This is a genomic window from Marinobacter sp. EVN1, from assembly GCF_000475375.1.
Lineage (GTDB): Bacteria > Pseudomonadota > Gammaproteobacteria > Pseudomonadales > Oleiphilaceae > Marinobacter > Marinobacter nauticus.
On sequence record NZ_AXCB01000023.1, the window covers coordinates 241,531 to 260,421 of the forward strand.

At 57.9% G+C, this 18,891-nt stretch carries 15 protein-coding genes; 8 read left to right on the top strand and 7 right to left on the bottom strand.

The features are described 5' to 3' along the window. The first annotated feature begins 137 nt into the window (after positions 1 to 137). From Q674_RS32705 to Q674_RS32720, 4 genes are all read left to right on the top strand, one after another. Positions 138 to 1,547, top strand: a complete 1,410-nt coding sequence (locus Q674_RS32705) for a di-heme oxidoredictase family protein (RefSeq protein ID WP_023009123.1) — start codon at positions 138 to 140, stop codon at positions 1,545 to 1,547. Positions 1,548 to 1,556: 9 nt separating this feature from the next. Next, positions 1,557 to 2,591: an imelysin family protein gene (locus Q674_RS32710; protein ID WP_023009124.1), complete on the top strand. Its 1,035-nt coding sequence runs from the start codon at positions 1,557 to 1,559 to the stop codon at positions 2,589 to 2,591. Positions 2,592 to 2,603: 12 nt separating this feature from the next. Beyond that, the gene (locus Q674_RS32715; RefSeq protein WP_023009125.1) at positions 2,604 to 3,698 is read left to right on the top strand and encodes a DUF1513 domain-containing protein; all 1,095 of its coding nucleotides are present in this window, start codon (positions 2,604 to 2,606) and stop codon (positions 3,696 to 3,698) included. A gap of 81 nt (positions 3,699 to 3,779) precedes the next feature. Further along, positions 3,780 to 5,093 (top strand): MFS transporter, encoded by a 1,314-nt coding sequence (locus Q674_RS32720; RefSeq protein WP_023009126.1) that lies wholly within the window; start codon positions 3,780 to 3,782, stop codon positions 5,091 to 5,093. A 15-nt stretch (positions 5,094 to 5,108) separates the two neighbouring features. On the opposite strand, the gene Q674_RS32725 is transcribed toward Q674_RS32720, so the two are convergent. Together Q674_RS32725 and Q674_RS32730 are read right to left on the bottom strand one after the other, a co-directional pair. After that, a complete protein-coding gene (locus Q674_RS32725; RefSeq protein ID WP_023009127.1) occupies positions 5,109 to 5,477 on the bottom strand; it encodes a DUF4870 family protein in 369 nt (122 codons plus the stop codon). A gap of 61 nt (positions 5,478 to 5,538) precedes the next feature. Then, on the bottom strand, positions 5,539 to 7,179 hold the full coding sequence (locus Q674_RS32730) for a methyl-accepting chemotaxis protein (RefSeq protein WP_011786283.1): 1,641 nt from the start codon (positions 7,177 to 7,179) through the stop codon (positions 5,539 to 5,541). A 343-nt stretch (positions 7,180 to 7,522) separates the two neighbouring features. Between Q674_RS32730 and Q674_RS32735 the strand changes: the two genes are divergently transcribed. Next, the gene (locus Q674_RS32735) at positions 7,523 to 9,709 is read left to right on the top strand and encodes a PhoX family protein (RefSeq protein ID WP_011786284.1); all 2,187 of its coding nucleotides are present in this window, start codon (positions 7,523 to 7,525) and stop codon (positions 9,707 to 9,709) included. A 77-nt stretch (positions 9,710 to 9,786) separates the two neighbouring features. Here Q674_RS32735 and Q674_RS32740 read toward each other — a convergent pair whose 3' ends face one another. Further along, complete coding sequence (locus tag Q674_RS32740) at positions 9,787 to 10,101, bottom strand: hypothetical protein (RefSeq protein WP_011786285.1); 315 nt, start codon at positions 10,099 to 10,101, stop codon at positions 9,787 to 9,789. Between the two features lie 79 nt (positions 10,102 to 10,180). Further along, positions 10,181 to 10,432, bottom strand: coding sequence for a hypothetical protein (locus Q674_RS0120785; protein WP_031210206.1), 252 nt, complete (start codon positions 10,430 to 10,432; stop codon positions 10,181 to 10,183). Between the two features lie 182 nt (positions 10,433 to 10,614). Here Q674_RS0120785 and Q674_RS32745 point away from each other — a divergent pair, with 182 nt between their 5' ends. Beyond that, a complete protein-coding gene (locus tag Q674_RS32745; protein ID WP_023009129.1) occupies positions 10,615 to 11,916 on the top strand; it encodes an alkane 1-monooxygenase in 1,302 nt (433 codons plus the stop codon). A 239-nt stretch (positions 11,917 to 12,155) separates the two neighbouring features. Here Q674_RS32745 and Q674_RS32750 read toward each other — a convergent pair whose 3' ends face one another. Together Q674_RS32750 and Q674_RS32755 are read right to left on the bottom strand one after the other, a co-directional pair. Further along, on the bottom strand, positions 12,156 to 12,935 hold the full coding sequence (locus Q674_RS32750) for a crotonase/enoyl-CoA hydratase family protein (protein WP_023009130.1): 780 nt from the start codon (positions 12,933 to 12,935) through the stop codon (positions 12,156 to 12,158). Positions 12,936 to 13,143: 208 nt separating this feature from the next. Next, entirely contained in the window at positions 13,144 to 14,946 is a 1,803-nt protein-coding gene (locus tag Q674_RS32755) for an acyl-CoA dehydrogenase (RefSeq protein ID WP_023009131.1), read from the bottom strand. A gap of 290 nt (positions 14,947 to 15,236) precedes the next feature. Between Q674_RS32755 and Q674_RS32760 the strand changes: the two genes are divergently transcribed. Beyond that, entirely contained in the window at positions 15,237 to 16,229 is a 993-nt protein-coding gene (locus tag Q674_RS32760; protein WP_023009132.1) for a GlxA family transcriptional regulator, read from the top strand. Between the two features lie 140 nt (positions 16,230 to 16,369). Continuing rightward, a complete protein-coding gene (locus Q674_RS41345; RefSeq protein ID WP_011786291.1) occupies positions 16,370 to 16,534 on the top strand; it encodes a hypothetical protein in 165 nt (54 codons plus the stop codon). Between the two features lie 66 nt (positions 16,535 to 16,600). Here Q674_RS41345 and Q674_RS32765 read toward each other — a convergent pair whose 3' ends face one another. After that, the gene (locus Q674_RS32765) at positions 16,601 to 18,655 is read right to left on the bottom strand and encodes an NADPH-dependent 2,4-dienoyl-CoA reductase (protein ID WP_023009133.1); all 2,055 of its coding nucleotides are present in this window, start codon (positions 18,653 to 18,655) and stop codon (positions 16,601 to 16,603) included. Positions 18,656 to 18,891: the final 236 nt, after the last annotated feature.

The window sequence follows — 18,891 nt, forward strand, 5'->3', positions numbered from 1 at the left end:
GATCCGGTTGCAGTAAGCGGATACCGGGAGATAGAAACTCCCGGTATCCTGCTAACAAGAACAAGCCATGGAAAACCCTCCTTTATGCCCGAAGGTCGATTTTCCATGGCTTCTTCCATTCTGAAACGCGAGTAGTTATGAAACGAGCACTCATCTTCTGTCTGTTGCCGCTGGCCATCAGCACTCAACCCCTGATTGCAGAGACTCACGCTGGTTACCCGATACAAACTACACCGGCCACGGGCGGTGAAGGCACGGTCAATCAGGCCGACACCAACGCCTACTCCCTGCCCCAGGGCAACCTGTCCATGACCAAACGCCTGGATTTCAGCGTTGGCAACAGTTTCTTCCGCAATCCCTGGGTGGAAGCACCGGCCAGCACCGATGCCCGGGACGGCCTGGGCCCCCTGTTCAATACCAACTCCTGCCAGGGTTGTCACATCAAGGATGGCCGCGGACACCCGCCCGGCGTTGATGAACCGCCTGTCTCCCTGTTCCTGCGGCTGGCAGTACCCGCCGATCCGGTCAAGGATGCAGAACTCCTGCGCAAGCACGGTTTCAAACCTGCACCGGTCTACGGCAGTCAATTGCAGACTGCGGCCCTGCCGGCCGCAAAACCGGAAGCGGATCTGGTGATTGACTGGGAGCCCGTTCAGGAAACACTTGGGGATGGAACGGTGGTTGAACTGCGCAAACCGGAATATCGCATCGAGAACCCCAACTATGGTCCTATGCCGGCAAATTTGCTGGTCTCTCCCCGGGTGGCACCACAAATGATCGGCATGGGACTGCTGGAAGCCATCCCTATTGCCGATCTTGAGGCATTGGCCGATCCGGAAGATACCGACAACAACGGGATTTCCGGCAAGCTTAATCAGGTGTGGGATGTCGCCAGCCAGCAAACGCTGCCGGGCCGGTTTGGCTGGAAAGCCGCGGAACCGGATGTGCACCAGCAAAGCATGGGCGCCTTCGCCGGCGATATGGGCCTGACATCGTCCATCAAACCCACCACCGACTGCACCCCGGAACAACAGTGCGAACGGTTTACTCACGGTGGTGAGCCCGAAGTGAGCGACAAGGTCGCCGACTTTGTCACCTTCTACGCCAAGAGTCTGGCGGTACCTGCCCGTCGGGATCTGGGCGCTGAATCCGTGCAGAAAGGCGCCAGGCTGTTCAATGAAACCGGCTGTGCCGGTTGCCACACCCCGAAACACCGGACCGGAGAAGTGGCCGACCGCCCGGATCTGAGCAACCAGACCATCTGGCCCTACACCGACCTGTTACTGCACGACATGGGCCCGGCCCTGGCAGACGGCCGGGACGAGTTCCTCGCTGACGGCAACGAGTGGCGCACGCCACCGCTTTGGGGCATCGGCCTGGCCCAGGTGGTTAACCCCCAGTCCGGTTTTCTGCATGACGGCCGCGCCCGCACGCTGGAAGAAGCCATTCTCTGGCACGGTGGCGAAGCCCGGCCGGCAGCTGACCGCTATCGTCAGATGGCCGAGTCGGAGCGCAGCGCCCTGATCGATTTTCTGAATTCACTCTGAGGATCCACTATGCAACCGATCACCAGACTGTTCTTCGCCTCCGCCCTGCTTGTCTGCACTACGGCGGCACTCGGGGCCAACGCCGATACCCAGGCCCGCGAACAGTGGCATGGCGCAATTCAAAACGGCTACGAATCGCTGGCAACCAAAACCGAACAACTGGCATCGGCGGCGGTCGGCTACTGCAACGCACCGACGTCCGACAGCCGACCGGCCCTGAACGATGCCTGGCTCGATGCCTTCCTGGCCTGGCAGCGGGTCCGCTTTGTTGACTTCGGCCCGGTGGAGAACAACAACCTGTCCTGGCAATTCCAGTTCTGGCCGGACCCGAAAAACCTGGTCGCTCGCAAGGCCCGGTATCTGCTTGGCACCGAAGCCCCCGTTAACGCCGAGGTGATCAACCAATCCGGGGTGGCGGTTCAGGGCTTTCCCATGGCCGAATACCTGCTGTTCGACGAGCAACTCAACAGTGGAGAGAACGCCCTGCCCGCAGCCAAAAACTGTGAGGTGCTCTCGGCGGTCACCCGGCATATGGCACGTAATGCCCGGGGGCTCGCAGACAGCTGGGCGAGTTTCAAACAACACTATCTGGACACCGGGCCATACCGCGACACCACCATCAAAGCCGGCATGACGGCGCTTGAAATACTGGAAGAGCGCCGGCTGGCGCAGCCCATGGGGCTAAGGGGCAATGGCAAACGCAATCCTTACATCACCGATGCCTGGCGCAGTGGCCAGAGTCTGATGGCGGTGGAAGCAACAGTGGCAGGGCTCGAGAAATTCTACCTTCCCGGACTGATCACCTCACTGAAAACCGACGGCGAGACCGAACTGGCAGAGCGCATTCAGAGGCAGTTTGAGGAAGTGGCTGACAACTTTCCGGAAGCCCATGGTGCCATGGCAACGCTCATGGAGAGTGATGAGCGGTTCCGCATTCTGCAAGGGCTCTTTGTGGATGTTTCCCAGCTTTCAACGCTGATCAATGACGAAGCCGCCGTGGCACTTGGCGTAGTGCGTGGCTTCAACTCAAGTGACGGCGACTGAACAGGTATACCCATGCTCATCCATCGCAGAACCCTGATCAAAGCCACCGTCGCCGGAGGTATGGCCGCCACCTTCACCGGCTGCTCGTTGCTCCCCCGCAAAACCGGCCCACAGCCCGAACGCTATGCCGGCGCGGTTGGCCTGCCGGATGGACGCTTTGGCGTGAGTGCCTTTGATCGATCCGGCAACGTTCAGTGGCAGGCGCCGGTAGACACCCGATGCCACAGCGGCTGTAACCGGCCCGGCCGAAAAGATACTCTGTTTTTTGAGCGCCGACCGGGCTGGTCGTTCTATGTGTTTGATGCAGAAACCGGCCAACGCAGACACCGCATCATGGCCCCCGAAGGCGAACACTTTGTCGGCCACGGCGTGTTCTCACCTGATGGCCGGTGGCTTTACGCCACGGCCAGCCGCTACCAGCCCGGCGAAGGCATTGTCGCCGTCTACGATGCCGAGCAGGACTATAAACGGGTGGACACCTTTGAACTGGCCGGCATCGGGCCCCATGAGCTTACCCTGCATCCTGACGGCAACACTCTGGTCATCGGCCTGGGCGGCATTCTGACTCACCCTGATTACGACCGCATCAAACTCAATCTGGATACCATGCAACCCGCCCTGATTCTGATGGATCGCCGGTCCGGCCAGATCGTTGGCCGCTTCGCCCCTGCCCACCACCAGCAGAGCTCCCGCCACGTCAGCGTCAGTACCGAAGGCAAAGTCTATGTTGCCTACCAGTACCAGGGACCGCTCTACGAGAGACCTCCGCTGCTGGCGCGCATAGAAGATGGGCAACTCCGGGAATATCGCTTTGACCCGGAAACCCAGGCCGCTCTCGGCAACTACATCGCCAGCGTGGTGGCCCATCCTGAAAACGACCTGATCGCCGCCGCTTCCCCCGTGGGCGGCACCGCTATTGTCTTCCGCGGCAAGACCGGGGAGCTGGTTGCCAAAGCCCGCATCAATGACTGCGCCGGCATTCAGACTCTGGCAGGAGGCGATTTCCTGGTGTCCTCGGGACAGGGCCGACTGGTGCAACTGAGCGCCGGACAAGCTGCGAAAGACATCGCGCGGCTACCGGTACAGTGGGACCACCACCTTGTTTAACGCGCACTGGCTGATCCTCCGGCTTAAGCACACCCGAGCTAACTGGTATGCTTGGCAAACATTTTTCCGGAGGACGGCCCTTTGCCAGCAACCAAACCCGACACCATCGACCAGCTCTACGGACTGATTGCCAACGAAGAGGACGCACGGGTCTGTAAAGACATCCCGGAGGAAGCCTGTCTGGAAGTACCCCGAAACTTCTTCCTGATTCTGTTCAGCAATGTGCTCACCAAACTTGGAGACTTGCTGATCAGCCCCAAGACCGTGCTGGCCTGGCTGATGAGTGCCGTTGGCGCACCGGCTCTGGTAGCCTGGTTGGTGCCTATCCGGGAATCCGGCTCCATGGTGCCGCAGATGGTGATCGCCGCCTGGGTGCGTCGCAAGGCGGTGCGCAAATGGTTCTGGACCCTGGGCAGTTTCGGGCAGGCCGTCAGCGTGGCTGCGATGGCGGCAAGCGTGTGGTTTCTTGAAGGCTATGCGGCCGGTGGCGGCATTGTCGCGGCGCTTATTGTGTTTTCACTGGCCCGGGGATTCTGCTCGGTCTCCATGAAAGACGTTCAGGGCAAGTGTATCCCCAAAACCCGCCGGGGCCGGCTGTCTGGGCTGGCAACCACCATTGGTGGCACCGCCACGGTGGTGCTCACAGGACTGCTGTTCTGGGATCGGGGCGACCCCAGCATTGCGTTCTACACCACATTGCTGCTCCTGGCAGCTACGCTGTGGGTGATTGCCGGGGTTCTGTTTGCCAATGTGGAAGAGTATGCCGGGGAAACAGGGGGCGGTGGCAACGCGATCAACGAGGCTTTTAAAAGTCTGTCGCTGCTACGGGACGATGCGCCCTTCAGGCATTTTGTCATCACTCGTGCACTGCTTTTGTGTTCGGCTCTGGCGTCTCCCTATTTCGTGGTGCTCGCCCAACAGGAATCCGATATTGGCTGGATGCTGGGCGTCTTTCTGCTCGCCAGCAGTCTGGCCAGCTCCCTGAGCGCCAGCTTCTGGGGTTGGGCCGCCGACACCTCCAGCCGCCGAGTGATGATTCGGGGTGCCGCCATGGCCAGCTCGGTCTGCCTGGTGGTTGGTGTTCTGGCACTGGTGCTGGGCCCCGGGTTTGGCGGTGCCTGGTTCTATCCGGTCGCGTTTTTTGTGCTGAGTATTGCCCATGCCGGCGTGCGCCTGGGGCGCAAAACCTATCTGGTGGATATGGCCGGAGGCAACAAACGGACAGACTACACAGCGGTCAGCAATACCGTTATCGGTGTGTTGCTGCTGGTAACCGGGGGGTTCACAGCCGCCATTTCCATGATTTCGGACGTGGCGGTGATTCTGGTATTGGGGCTGATGGGGCTGGCGGGCATGCTGAGCGCATTACGCCTTGAAGAAGTGACGGAAGACTGAGCCATCAAGACCCCGTTAAATCGGGGTCTTGCCATCGTTCAGGGCCAGGGCACCTTTGACAATTCGGTAGATCACCCAGATCGCAATACCCAGCAGAATAAACCAGCCCACAATCAGCATGGTGGTAATCACCCCGATGACTGTCCACAGCAAACCAATCCAGAAGGTGCGGATCTGCCAGCGGAAATGGGGCTCTATCCAGGTACCACGGACATCATCCAGTTTGACGTAGTTGATGATCACGCCCACCAGTGCCGTCACCCCCCCCAGGAAAAAAGACAACGCCTGCAGGATGTAAACCACCACCGCCAGATTCCTCGTGGAGCTGGGCTCCTGTGATTGCTGGCCGTCAGGTTTTGCGGGGATATACTCGGTTTCGGGCACAGGCGTTCTCCTTGTTACGTCCCCGGCAGTCTATCACAGCCTTGGCGGGTGCCCAGTGCGATCAATTCCCCGCCGGCCGATACCCAACCCGGAACCCGCCCCAGTGCTTGCCGTTCACATAGATGGGCACCGACAGATCGTGCATGATTTCACCGGTGTCCCGGCGATAGGTCTGGAGCAGCATACTTTCGGTATGACTCCCGCAGCGAATGCCAGTGCGATCATTGAACAGTCGCTTGCTCCGGCTTTTCACCAGGTCCACTTCCGGATTACCACTCGGCGGGTGGGCAAAATCCTTGTTATGGGTAGGCACATAACCGTCCGGCGCGCAGGCGATGGAGAACACAATGGCCTCATGGGATTTCTTGATGGGCTCCTGTATTGCCGGAAACATCTGGTCAGTAAACCGATCGAAGCTGCTGGAATACTGTTGGGGCTGGGTGTTGGCAATCGGTGTTCGCTTTTTGTCAAACAGCGCCGCTTCACTCAAACGGCCCTCTCGAATTGCCGCCTCAAACAACTGGCCAATCTGCTGCGCCCCTTCCAGTGCTTTCTCATAAAACGGCCGGTGGTAGCTTTCGCTGCTGTTCAGCGCAAAGGCAGCATTCGCCTTCTCCGCCAGCTCCATCAACGTGGAAGCCTGGTCCGCCAGCGATGCCACACTGGTATCACTTTCGGATATATGGTCACGGACAGACTCAATAGCCGAAAACACCTGGGCCAGACTCTGCTCGTTGTTCTGGTCGATCTCGGCAATACGGGCAACCTGCTGCTGAACCCGGTCGGATTGATCCCGAATCTGATCCAGCTGGCCGCCAACGCTCTCTACAGATGTCAGCCCGTCTTCCACGGTTTTCGCCAGAGATTCAATGCGGGACACAATCTTGGTTGTGTCATTCTGAATTTCGTCGAGGGTGTCCGCCACTTCACTGGTGGCCTGGGCAGTGCGCCCGGCCAACTGCCGGACTTCATCAGCCACCACCGCAAACCCTCGCCCCTGCTCACCGGCGCGGGCCGCCTCAATAGCGGCATTCAGTGCCAATAGATTGGTCTGCTCGGCAATGCCCTGAATGGTTGAGGTCACGCCCTGGATCTTGCCAGATTTTTCGTGCAAGGCCTGAATCAGCCGGAGGTTTTCTTCCGATTGCTGATGCACCAGGCGCACACTTTCAATGGCCGACACCAATGACTGACGCCCTTCCACACTGACTTCGCGATTCTGCAGAGCCATGGTGGCAGCGTTGGTGGCCTGTTCCGACGATTCCCGAACCGATTCTGTGATCTGGCCGGCGTAATCGGCCATCTGGGCGGTTTCTTCCACCTGTCTGTCCAGGCGCTGCTTCACCTGATCCGCCGCAAACGAGACTTCGGCGGCCGAGATGGCACTCTTGTCGGCACTGGCCGAGAGCGTTTCAACCAGGGCCTTGCCAGCCCGGGCATCGGCCAGAAGCTGCGCACATTGAGCCCGCAACGGGTGGTTATCAGCCAGGGAGCCATCATTCAGGCCGTTAATCCCACGCTCTATTGGTTCCAGCACCCTCAATATCAGATAGCCGGCCGCGGCGGCGAGACCAACCAGGAGTCCGATCAACAGAGACGCGGCATCGAGCCCCATCATCGGAGCCACCAGAATGCAGGCAATACCGAGCGCAACAGCAATGCCCACCCCCCATAAAATTGCAGTGCGATCGAGTAAACCCATGGTGCCCTCATCTTTATCATTGCTAACGCAAGCATGTTGTTATTGCAGGCCATCCCTGAGAGTAAAGAAATGATATGGGTTAATAACTGCTACTTTAGTGTGTTTATCAGCTATCGGCCGCCCCTCGATTTTCTTTATTTGCGGTAGCTACCTTTCAGCGTCACTCACAAGGTGCTTTAGGGCTATAGGTCCACTGCAAAAGTTTCTTCTTCAATATGTCACCGATCTGAATCAAAACTGTCACTTACCTTGGCGATCCTTATTTTCTTCGTCGAACTGCCGACCGTCTTGGTCAGCAAATCGAAACGTCCTCCATTCAGTGTCGTGACATAAGGAGAGTAAAATGGGACATCATCCAGTCGAAGACAGCAATCGAAGCAACAATCGGCCATTTGATGAAGTGATCAAAGCGCGTCTTTCGCGACGTAAACTGCTCACTGGTACAGCGTCTGCAGCCACTGTGGGTGTTCTTGGCTCATTGGGCCTGAGCGGCTGCGGAGGCAGCAGCAGTTCAAACAGCCCTGCCACGAGTCCGGACTCTGTTACGATGAACCCGACACAACTGGGTTTTTCTTCGATCCCGGGTGGAATTGAAGACCGGGTTATTCTACCCCCTGGTTATAAAGCTGACGTTCTCTACGCCAAAGGCGACCCCCTGTTCTCCGGCCTGGCGCCCTTCAAAAACGACGGAACCGATGTTGATTATGACAGTCGATCAGGCGATGAGCATGACGGCATGCATTTCTTCGGCATGAATGCATCAGGACAGTACGATCCCGAGGCGTCCGACCGAGGAATTCTGGTTCTTAACCACGAAAACCTTGAAGACAACACGCTGCATGAGACTGCGACGGCCAAAGCAGATGCCATTTTCGCCAACGACATTCAAGAGCTCAAAAAAATCGTTGACCGTGAGATGAACGGGCACGGCGTCTCCTGTGTCGAAATTCGTAAGGAGAACGGTAAGTGGTCCGTCATCACGGATTCACCCTACAATCGTCGCCTGACTGTTTTCACCGAAATGCAGATGCAAGGGCCTGTTGCAGGAGAAGATTTCGTCAAAACCAAACTGACGCCAACCGGAACAACTCGCTACGGCACGATGAACAACTGTGCCAACGGCTACACCCCATGGGGCACGTATCTCGCAGCAGAAGAAAACTGGTACGCTTATTTTCGCGTTGGCAATGTCGATGCCCTGTCCGAAAAGCAGAAGGGCTGGCTCGCACGTTACGGCATCAGTGGAAATGGCTGGGCATACCGCCAATGGGATGAAGTGCCAGGGGATCAATATCAGCGCTTTGGCGTAAACACCAGCGGCTCAACGGCAACCGAGGACTTCCGCTATGAACCCAACCTTCATGGCTACGTGACCGAAGTTGACCCGTTCCGCCCTACACAAAAGCCCAGGGTACGAACAGGACTGGGTCGTTTTTCCCATGAAGGCGCCTGGGTTGCACCAGCGAAAGAAGGTGCCCCTATCGTTATCTATTCGGGCGATGACTCTCGCCGCGAGTACATGTACAAGTTCGTATCGAAAACAGCGTGGACCGAGTCCGACCGCAATGGTGGTTTGGCGGCAGGCGACAAATACCTTGATGAGGGCACACTCTACGTTGCGGTATTCAATGATGATGGCACCGGTGCCTGGAAGGCTCTGACCATTTCCAATCCGGAGCTCAACGGCGACCACACCTACAATGATGACGGCACAACTTACCAGTACAGCTTTGCCTCTGAGGCAGAAGTTCTAGCGAGCGCCCGCCTGGCAGCCGACGTCTTGGGCGCAACGCCAATGGATCGACCCGAATGGGCAGTGGTGCACCCCACCAATGGCGATGTTTATCTGACATTGACCAACGGTAATCCCAGCAACCGTCCGTCCACTGACCTGGATGCAGTAAACCCCCGTGCGGTAAATTCCAACGGCCACATCATTCGCTGGCGCGAGCAAGACGGAAACCATGCCGCCACCGCTTTTGAGTGGGACATTTTCCTTTTTGGCTCGAGTGCCGATGCTTCCGCAGACTACAATGTTTCTGGCCTCACCCCAGACAACGAGTTCTCAAGCCCGGACGGACTTTTTATCGACCCACGCGGTGTAATGTGGATCCAGACTGATGACGGCTCCTCCGGGATTCGCAGCAAAACGAACAACCAGATGTTGGTCGCCATTCCTGGCAGAGTAGGTGACGGCGAAAGCGTTACGGTCACGACATCTGACAACAACGGCCAGGAATCAGTAAACACTTTCATTGGCGGCGACGCAGATGCGGTCAAGTTGAAACGATTCCTTGTTGGACCAAATGGATGCGAAATAACCGGCATCTCGATGACGCCGGACGCTCGCTCCATGTTCATCAACATCCAGCATCCCGGAGAAGGCGGCTCTAAAGAGGCCTTCAACACCGACGTAAGTAATTGGCCTGCCACTTCCCGCGATGCGACCGCATTCGGTGAGGCTGGCAATAGGCCACGTTCAGCTACTATCGTTATCTACCGCGAAGATGGAGGGGAGCTCGCACTTTAATGGTGGGATAAGGAGACCTTAATAAAAGCCTGGCCAGACTCTGTGCTGGCCAGGCTTTTCACTATTGAAGCGAGTAATTACTGAGTCATTTCGTCATAGCCTTCTTCCATGGAGTCAGCTGCTTCTTCCATGGAGTCACCCGCTTCATCCGCGGCTTCTTCAATCTCGTCGCCAGCGTTTTCGGCACCTTCCTGCATTTCACCAATCACGCCTTCATCCTGACCCGTGGCTTCTTCCCAGGTCTCTTCGGTGGCGTTAGCGGCGTCGTCCATCATTTCCTCGGCATTTTCACCCGCTTCTTCAAAATCCGCGCCTTCATCGCTCTCAGAGCTGCAGGCAGAAAGCCCAAGCGTGGCAACCAGTGCGAGTGCGCTCAAGGTAAACTTGTTCATAACATGTCCCTCTGTCGGTATATGTGTACAACGCCAACAGAGTAGAGGCAGCCCGCGGTCAATAGCAATTACCGGGCGATTACTCTTTCGTTAACCGCTCGCCGTCGATCATGATGATGTGGTCCGCCGAGACCACCTGTCCTTTTCCCAGCACCACGAAATCCCGCCCGGCCCGGCTAAGCACTTCCCGGATAACGCCGTGAACCACGCAGACCTGCCCATTCGGGTCCTGATAGATGATTTCCGCCAGTTTCATGGCGCGCGCGTATTCCTGAAGCCGTTGTTGCAACGTCCAGGACATAGTAGCCGGAGATGGATTGGTGGCACTCATTCGACGCTTCCCTGTTTTTTTTTGTTTCCAGAAGTCTGGACCACAAGCTCTGGATTCGCCAGCTGGAGCCTGATTGTCATTAGAGGCCAGTTCGCTTAACCAGACTCTCTTACTTGTTGTATTGCAAGATTGTCCGACATAAATTGAACAAACAAACACAACGAGTTCCACGGAGAGCCCATATGAACGCCAAAGTGAAATCCTCGCTCGACACGCACCAGGTCGCCGCGCCCCGGAAAACCGGGGCACCGGATTCAAAAGACACCGCCACCAAGGCCGAGACCTGGAAAGATCCCAAGCGCTATATGTGGCTGTTGGGGCCTGCGCTTCCAGGCATTGGACTTGCCGCTCTGACTGGCTATGCCCTGGCCCCGAAACGACTGAAGGCTCTGGCCTGGACCGGGCCGGCACTGGTGCACGGCATTATTCCGGCACTGGACCGGGCGATTGGTGAAGACAAGAGCAATCCTCCTGAATCGGCGGTAAAGACCCTGGAGCAGGACAAGTATTACGACCGTATTGTGAAGGCGTTTATCCCCACCCAGTACGCCATGACCTTCATGGGCGCCTGGCTGGCCAGCCGGAAAAACACACCACTTGAGGACAAGATCGGCCTGACCCTGACCGTAGGCGCCATCAACGGGGTAGGCATCAACACCGCCCATGAACTGGGCCATAAGTCCAATAAACTGAACAAACTGATGGCCATGGCCGCCTTGGCTCCCACCGCCTACACCCACTTTGTGGTTGAACATAATTTTGGTCATCACAAGCGGGTAGCCACACCTGAGGACCCCGCCAGCAGCCGAATGGGCGAGAGTTTCTGGAAGTTCCTGCCCCGAACCGTGTTCGGCGGCATCAAGTCGTCGGTCAAGATCGAAAAGGCTCGGCTGGAACGCAAGGGTAAGAGCTTCTGGAGTTTTGATAACGAACTGCTACAGGGTTGGGCCATGACGGCCGGGTTCTTTGGCGCCACGACGCTGGTCTGTGGCCCAAGGGCGGTGCCGTTCCTGGCGGCGCAGGCGGTTTATGGCGCGAGTCTTTTGGAGAGTGTGAATTACATCGAGCACTATGGCCTGTTGCGGCAGAAGGACAAGAATGGCAAGTATGAGCGCACGAAGCCGGAGCACAGTTGGAACAGCAATCACATTGTGACCAACCTGTTCCTGTATCAGTTGCAACGGCATTCTGACCACCACGCCCATCCGACCCGGAGTTTCCAGGCCTTGCGCCATTTTGAGAAGGCGCCGCAATTGCCAGGAGGGTACGCATCGATGTTGTTGCCGGCCTACCTGCCCCAGTGGTGGTACGAGACGATGGATAAGCGGGTGATTGACCACTATGAAGGGGATCTGTCGAAGATCAACTGGGACCCTGATCGCAAGGAGGAGTTGATGGCCAAGTATGCGGATTACGCTGCGAAAGTGGCGGCGGAGGCTGCGGCTCGGGGGGCAGACTCTGCTTCTGAGTCTGAAGCTGCCTGAGATCTGACTGGTTTATTGGCTTGATTGCTGGCCCTAGCCTGTCGGTTATGGTGCCGGCTGCGGGTTGGGGCCACCCTTCCGGGAGACGCCGTGAACCCATCCATGGGGGCTTGAGCGCAGCATCCCTGCTGCGCACACTCCCGGAAGGGTGGCCCCAACCCGCCGCTTTCGCTTCCGTGGGATAGTCGCTGATTCGACGATTCGCTACGGACTAAATCTCGATTAACAGGGCAATCCTGCTACTTGCCTTTGAACACCGCCTCTCTTCTCTCCAGGAATGACTGGATTCCTTCTTTTACATCTTCGCTGGCCATGACCGGGCGTAGTTCCGGGAACAGGCGTTCCTTGGCCGCTTCCTGGCCTTCGGACACGACAATCTTGGACGATTTCAGGCTGCCCTGAACGCCCAGAGGTGCGGCTTTGGCAATCTTTTCGGCGATTTCCATGGCTTTGTTGAGCTGTTCGCCGGGTTCCACCAGTTCCTGAATCAGGCCCCACTGGTAAGCCTGTTCCGCGGTCCATTCATCACCAGTGAGCAGGTAGCGCTGGGCGTTGCCCCAACCGATTTCCCGCTGCAGGCGAATGGTGGCGCCACCGCAGGCGAAGATGCCGCGTTTCACCTCCAGCTGAGCGAAGCGGGTGCCTTTCGCGGCCACGCGGATGTCGGTGTTGAGCATCATTTCGACGCCACAGGTGAAGCAGATGCCCTGGGCGGCGAATACCACGGGTTTGGTGAGGCTATCGCCGGTAATGTCAAAGGGGTCGAGTTCGCCTTCGCCGGGTTCAATGCCTTTACCGTTGGCGAACACGCCAGCCCAGTCATCCAGTTGCAGGCCGCTGGTGAAGTGGTCACCTTCAGCGTACATCACTGCCACGCGCAGCTCCGGATCGTTCTGGATCTGGTAATAGGCGGCAGCGATTTCGTGGTACATGGCCCGGTTCATGGCGTTCATTTTTTCCGGGCGATTCAGTCCGATCAGCAAAATATGATTTTTCTTATCAACATTTACCAGAGCCATTGCGCTTTCCTTTCATGTTTTCTTGTCAACAGGCTATGCCCATGTGCGGGCGCGAACGGCTGGGAGTCCTTTCAGGGACCGTCTTTGGCCATGGATGGCCAAAGTCGAGCGCACATGGACGTGCTCGTAGCGTGTCCCTGAAAGGACTCCCAGCCGATCGTGCCTGCTCTCAAACCAGCAGGCTACATCAAGAACAAAAGCACCAAACTCAGAACCAATCAGCCTTCATATTCAGGCACGTATCATCCTGATTCCGCAGCAGCACCAGATCCTGAGCCACGGTGGGTAATTCCCAGTGGAAGAAGTACTGGGCGGCCTGCAGTTTGCCCTGGTAGAAGTTGCGTTCGCTGTCGCTGTTGGCAGACCCCAGTGCGTGGGCTGCGGCATTGGCCTGCCGCAGCCACATCCAGGCCACGATAATGTGGCCGAACAGGTGCAGATAGCAGCTGGCGTTAGCCAGGGTTTTGTCGACTTCGCCGCCCATCAGGGATTTACCCAGGCTCTGGGTGACTTTTACCGCCTGCTGCAAAGTCTCACTCAGAGACAACGCCCACTGCTGGCAGCGCTCAGTGATGGCCGCCTGCAGATCCACCTGCATTTCCTGCATCAGCAACTGCAGGCCGTGGCTCTGGTCCTGCCAGATTTTACGGCCCAGCAGGTCCAGAGCCTGGATGCCGTTGGTGCCTTCGTGGATGGGGTTCAGGCGGTTGTCGCGCCAGCACTGCTCGACCGGGTATTCGCGAGTGTAGCCAGCGCCGCCGTAGACCTGGATTGCCAGATCGTTGGCTTTCGGACCGTATTCCGAGGGCCAGGCTTTGATCACCGGGGTAAGCAAATCCAGCAGCTTGCCGGCTTCCATTCGTTTCTGCTCATCCGGGTGGGTGTGCTGATCATCCATCAGGCGGGCGCCGTAGAGGCAGAGAGCCAGGCCGCCTTCGCTGTAGGCCTTCTGGGCCAGCAGCATGCGGCGTACGTCCGCGTGGTCGATGATGGGTACTTGAGGGCTTTCCGGATTCTTTTCGCTGGCCTTGCGGCCCTGCAGGCGGTCCTTGGCGTATTCCAGGCTGTGCATGTAGCCCCGATAGCCAATCACAGCGGCGCCAAAGCCAACGCCGATGCGGGCTTCGTTCATCATCTGGAACATGTACTTCAGGCCCTGATGGGGTTCACCTACCAGGTAGCCGTGGCAGGGGGCATCATCGCCGAAGCTCAGGGCAGTACTGGTAGTGCCGCGATAGCCGAGTTTGTGGATCAGGCCGGCGAGGCTGACGCCGTTGCGGTCGCCCGGATTGCCGTTCTCGTCCACATGGAATTTCGGGACGATGAACAGGGAGATGCCTTTTACGCCCGCCGGTGCGCCTTTGATTTTCGCCAGCACCATGTGAACGATATTTTCGGTGATGCTCTGCTCGCCACCAGAGATGTAGATTTTGGCGCCTTTGATCAGGTAGTGGCCGTCGTCGGTGGGCGTGGCGGAGGTGCGGATGTCTGCCAGGCTGGAGCCGGCGTGGGGCTCGGTCAGGGCCATGGTTCCACTGTAGCGGCCGCTGAGCATATTGGACAGGAATTTGGTCTTCTGTTCGTCGTTGCCGAATACACGAATCAGGTTGGCGGCGGCGGTGGTCAGAAACGGGTAGCCGGCGGTGCCGGGATTGGCGGCGGTGAAGAAGCCGTTGCAGGCCGCCATGACGGATTCCGGCAATTGCATGCCGCCGAGGTCGTAGTCGTATCGGCCAGCGAGGAAGCCGGCTTCGGCGTAGGCATCGAAGGCCTGTTTGACGTCCGGGAGCATTTCTACCTGGCCGTTGACGAATTTGGGTTCGTCTTTGTCGGCGGCGCTGTTGTGGTTGGCGAATTTTTCTTTCGCCATTTTGTCGGCGGTTTCGATGACGGCGTCGAATGTGTCTTTGCTGTGTTCGCTGAAGCGCTCGCGCTGGGTGAGGGATTCTGTGTCCATCACCTCGTAAAGTTGAAATGCGAGGTCGCGGCGGTCGATCAGGGTGTCGGTCATTCTTGGTCTCCTGTTGATTGGCCATAGCGTCTCATAACGGCTATGGTTGTTGGAATTGTCATTTCTGACTTATTCTTGGCTGAATCCGCCAACCTTTGCGTTAGCAAGACGGCCACTGCCATGGGGATTCTCTTCCGGGAGACGCCGTGAACCCATCCCTGGGGGCTTGAGCGCAGCTTCCTTGCTGCGCACACTCCCGGAAGAGAATCCCCATGCCAGCGGCCTGATTTAGAGAATGCCGTCATGCCAGTTCATGCAACGCCACAAGCCAGAAAACAGGAATTTTCCCAGTGAAAACCGTCACCATCATCGGCTTTAACGGAGCTCTGGCCAGCGCCATCACCGGTATGATTGACCTGTTTCGTCTGGCCGGGGTGACCTGGGCACGAATCCATGGCGAGCAGCCGACGGCACGGTTCAGAACCCGGCTGCTGACCGAGGATGGCGAGCCCTGCCGATGCATCAATGGCGTGACCCTGTTGGCGGATGGTTCCTGGCAGGATGTTGACGAACTGGGTGCCGATGACCTGCTGATTATTCCGACCATTGGTGCGCCCATTGATGAAGTTCTGCAAACCAACCCCCTCCTGATTCAGTGGCTTTCAAGGTTTGAGGCCGCGACGCCCGGCGATGTTCAGGTGGCCAGTAACTGTACCGGCGCGTTTTTATTGGCGGCGGCGGGGTTACTGGACGGTCGGGAGGCCACCACACACTGGGGGTTTGGTGAACAGTTCAGACGGCAGTTTCCGGCTGTAAATCTCCATGCCGAAAAGCTGGTCACGGTTGATGGCCCTGTGGCCTGCGCCGGGGGTGGTATGGCCTGGTGGGATCTGGGGGTGTATCTGGTTGAGCGGCTGGCAGGTGCGCAGGTGGCCAGGGAGTTGGCGAAGGCGTTTGTGATTGACGCCGGGCGCACGAGCCAGGCTCCCTATAGCGTGCTGCAGGCCAAGCGATACCATTCAGACAAGGTGGTTCACCAGGTTCAGGATTGGCTGGAGGCGCATTTCAGAGAGCCGGTTTCATTGCCAGAGCTTTCCAGCTTCGCCGGATTGTCCGAGAGGTCGCTGTTACGTCGGTTCCGGCAGGCGACAGGGGATTCACCGTCCAGCTATCTGCAACTACTCCGTGTGGAGGAGGCTCGCAGGCTACTCGAATCCTCAACGGGGGGGCTTGAGTCGGTCACCCGGGCGGTCGGATACGAGGATGTGAGCTCGTTCAGCCGGCTGTTTCGTCGGCATACGAAGCTTTCACCGGGCGCCTATCGGGCAAAATTCGGCCGATAGTATGGTGTTACAGGTCACAATTCAGTCTTTGGTAGCGTTTCTGTGGCGCGGGTTATGCATCAAACTGTCTTGTAGGCGATTTTTTGCCGCTGTACGTAAATAATCTTGACAGTATTAACCCTTCGGGGGAGGTCGTTTCCATGAACGCACCGTTGAAGCAGAGCCGGGCCGATGTACTTAACCGGCTATACGATATGAAGCGCAAGCAGCTCGCGCAGGCCAGTCAGCAGGGTAACAGCCTGCGTTGCCAGGTATTGGAAGCCGAAGCAGAGGCGATTTCCAATGCCCTGAAAACCGTTCGATAGCCATTTATCCAGGCAACAGCTATCGAACGCCACTTCCGGTCAACTGATGACGTAGCAGGTCACTTTTTAAATGGCCGCCGCGATTTCGGTTCCCTGACGGATGGCCCTTTTGGCATCCAGCTCTTCCGCCACATCAGCACCGCCAATGAGGTGCGCTTTCACGCCTTTATCCGCAAGCTGGTCGAACAGTTCCCGATAGCTTTCCTGTCCCGCGCAGATGATCACGTTGTCCACGGCCAGAACTCTGGTCTCGCCGGTCTTTCCGTCCTTGTCGGTCAGGGTAATATGCAGGCCTTGATCGTCGATTCGATCGTAACGGCAACCCCGGAGCATTTCGACGTCCCGATGCTTGAGGCTGCTTCGGTGCACCCAGCCTGAGGTTTTGCCCAGGCCGCCGCCGACTTTGCCGGTTTTACGCTGCATCAGATAGATCTTGCGGGGCGATGGGGTCTGCGCCCGTTCAGCCAGGCCGCCGGGGCCCTCAAACGTGGGATTCACCCCCCATTCCGCCTGCCATGCAGCCACACTCACCTGTTCGCCTTCCGGGTGCTTGCCAAAGTCGTGAGTCAGGAATTCACTGACATCAAAACCGATACCACCCGCCCCGATCACAGCCACCGACTTGCCCACCGGTTTGTTGTGGCGTAGTACATCCAGGTACCCAAGCACTTTCGGGTGGTCGATGCCTTCAATCTTCGGTGTTCGTGGTTTGACGCCGGTGGCGATGATCACGTCGTCAAAGCCCTGTTCGATCAGCTCGTCGGCCCCCACACGGGTTTCGAGCCGCAGGTCGATTTCCAGCAGATCAATCTGACGCTGAAAATAGCGCAGGGTTTCGTAGAACTCTTCCTTGCCCGGAATACGTTTGGCGTAATTGAACTGGCCGCCAATTTTGTCGTCAGCTTCAAACAGGGTCACCTTGTGCCCCCGTTTTGCCGCCGTGGTGGCTGCTGCCAGGCCAGCGGGACCGGCGCCGACCACCGCTACGCGCCTGACAACAGGCGCTACCGTGAGCACCAGTTCGGTTTCGTGGCAGGCGCGGGGGTTTACCAGACAGGAGGCGCGCTTGGCCTGGAACACATGGTCCAGACACGCCTGGTTGCAGGCGATACAGGTATTGATCTCGTCGCCGCGTCCCTGTTCCGCCTTGCGGACAAACTCGCTGTCGGCCAGCAGCGGGCGAGCCATGGACACCATGTCAGCCTTACCGGCAGCAAGGATTTCCTCGCCTTTTTCAGGCGTATTGATACGGTTGGTGGTACACACCGGGATGTCCACCTCGCCATAGAACTTGGCTGTCACATCCGCAAAGCCGCCGCGGGGCACCGAGGTCACGATGGTGGGGACGCGGGCCTCATGCCAGCCAATACCCGTGTTGATAATGGTTGCACCGGCTTTCTCGATGGCCTTGCCCAGAGTGACGATCTGCTCCCAGGTCTGGCCGCCTTCCACCAGATCCAGCATGGACAGGCGGTAAATAATGATGAATTCCGGCCCGACCGCCTCACGCATGCGGCGAACGATCTCCACCGGCAAGCGCATTCGGTTTTCATAGGGCCCGCCCCACTTGTCGGTTCGCTTGTTGGTGCGCTCACACAGGAACTGGTTGATAAAATAACCTTCGGAGCCCATCACCTCAACGCCGTCGTAGCCGGCGAATTTAGCCAGCTTGGCGGCATTCACGAAGTCATTGATCTGCCGTTCCACACCTTTTGTCGAGAGGGCTCTGGCCTTGAACGGGCTGATCGGTGCCTTGGTGGCCGAGGCCGACACGATCAGCGGCTGATAACCGTAACGCCCGGCGTGCAGCAATTGCAGGCAGATTTTTCCGCCCGCTTCATGCACGGCCCCGGTCACATGACGATGCAACAAAGCAGTCGCACGGTTATTCATCGTCGACGCCAGCGGGGCCAGCTGCCCCACCAGGTTGGGAGAAAAGCCACCGGTTACCATGAGCCCGACGCCACCTTCCGCCCGTTCGGCAAAATACCGGGCAAACTTGTGGATGTTCCAGAAACGGTCTTCGAGGCCGGTATGCATCGACCCCATCAGCACCCGGTTCTTGAGCTCAGTGAACCCCAGATCAAGCGGTTTCAGCAGGTTGGGATAGGCGTTGGTCATGGCGCACTCTCATCGAATATTTATCGGGAGTATACACTTGATCAATGGCAAGTTGACTTGACCTGACCGACGGGCCACGTATCATCGCATTTCAAGTTTGACTGACGGAGCAACCATGACCGCAAGGTCCTTCGGCTGCATTAGAATCACCCGCCCACCCGTTACCGCTGACATCGCGCGGCATCGGGGACGCCTTCCGTATTTCCCGGACCCGCCTGTTTCCTGCTGAATCCACC

Coding starts and splice junctions, on each gene's coding strand:
- Q674_RS41345 (WP_011786291.1), top strand. CDS start 16,370: ATGAACGCACCGTTGAAGCAGAGCCGGGCCGATGTACTTAACCGGCTA.
- Q674_RS32745 (WP_023009129.1), top strand. CDS start 10,615: ATGAACGCCAAAGTGAAATCCTCGCTCGACACGCACCAGGTCGCCGCG.
- Q674_RS32715 (WP_023009125.1), top strand. CDS start 2,604: ATGCTCATCCATCGCAGAACCCTGATCAAAGCCACCGTCGCCGGAGGT.
- Q674_RS32750 (WP_023009130.1), bottom strand. CDS start 12,935: ATGGCTCTGGTAAATGTTGATAAGAAAAATCATATTTTGCTGATCGGA.
- Q674_RS32765 (WP_023009133.1), bottom strand. CDS start 18,655: ATGACCAACGCCTATCCCAACCTGCTGAAACCGCTTGATCTGGGGTTC.
- Q674_RS32705 (WP_023009123.1), top strand. CDS start 138: ATGAAACGAGCACTCATCTTCTGTCTGTTGCCGCTGGCCATCAGCACT.
- Q674_RS32740 (WP_011786285.1), bottom strand. CDS start 10,101: ATGAACAAGTTTACCTTGAGCGCACTCGCACTGGTTGCCACGCTTGGG.
- Q674_RS32755 (WP_023009131.1), bottom strand. CDS start 14,946: ATGACCGACACCCTGATCGACCGCCGCGACCTCGCATTTCAACTTTAC.
- Q674_RS32710 (WP_023009124.1), top strand. CDS start 1,557: ATGCAACCGATCACCAGACTGTTCTTCGCCTCCGCCCTGCTTGTCTGC.
- Q674_RS32730 (WP_011786283.1), bottom strand. CDS start 7,179: ATGGGTTTACTCGATCGCACTGCAATTTTATGGGGGGTGGGCATTGCT.
- Q674_RS32735 (WP_011786284.1), top strand. CDS start 7,523: ATGGGACATCATCCAGTCGAAGACAGCAATCGAAGCAACAATCGGCCA.
- Q674_RS0120785 (WP_031210206.1), bottom strand. CDS start 10,432: ATGAGTGCCACCAATCCATCTCCGGCTACTATGTCCTGGACGTTGCAA.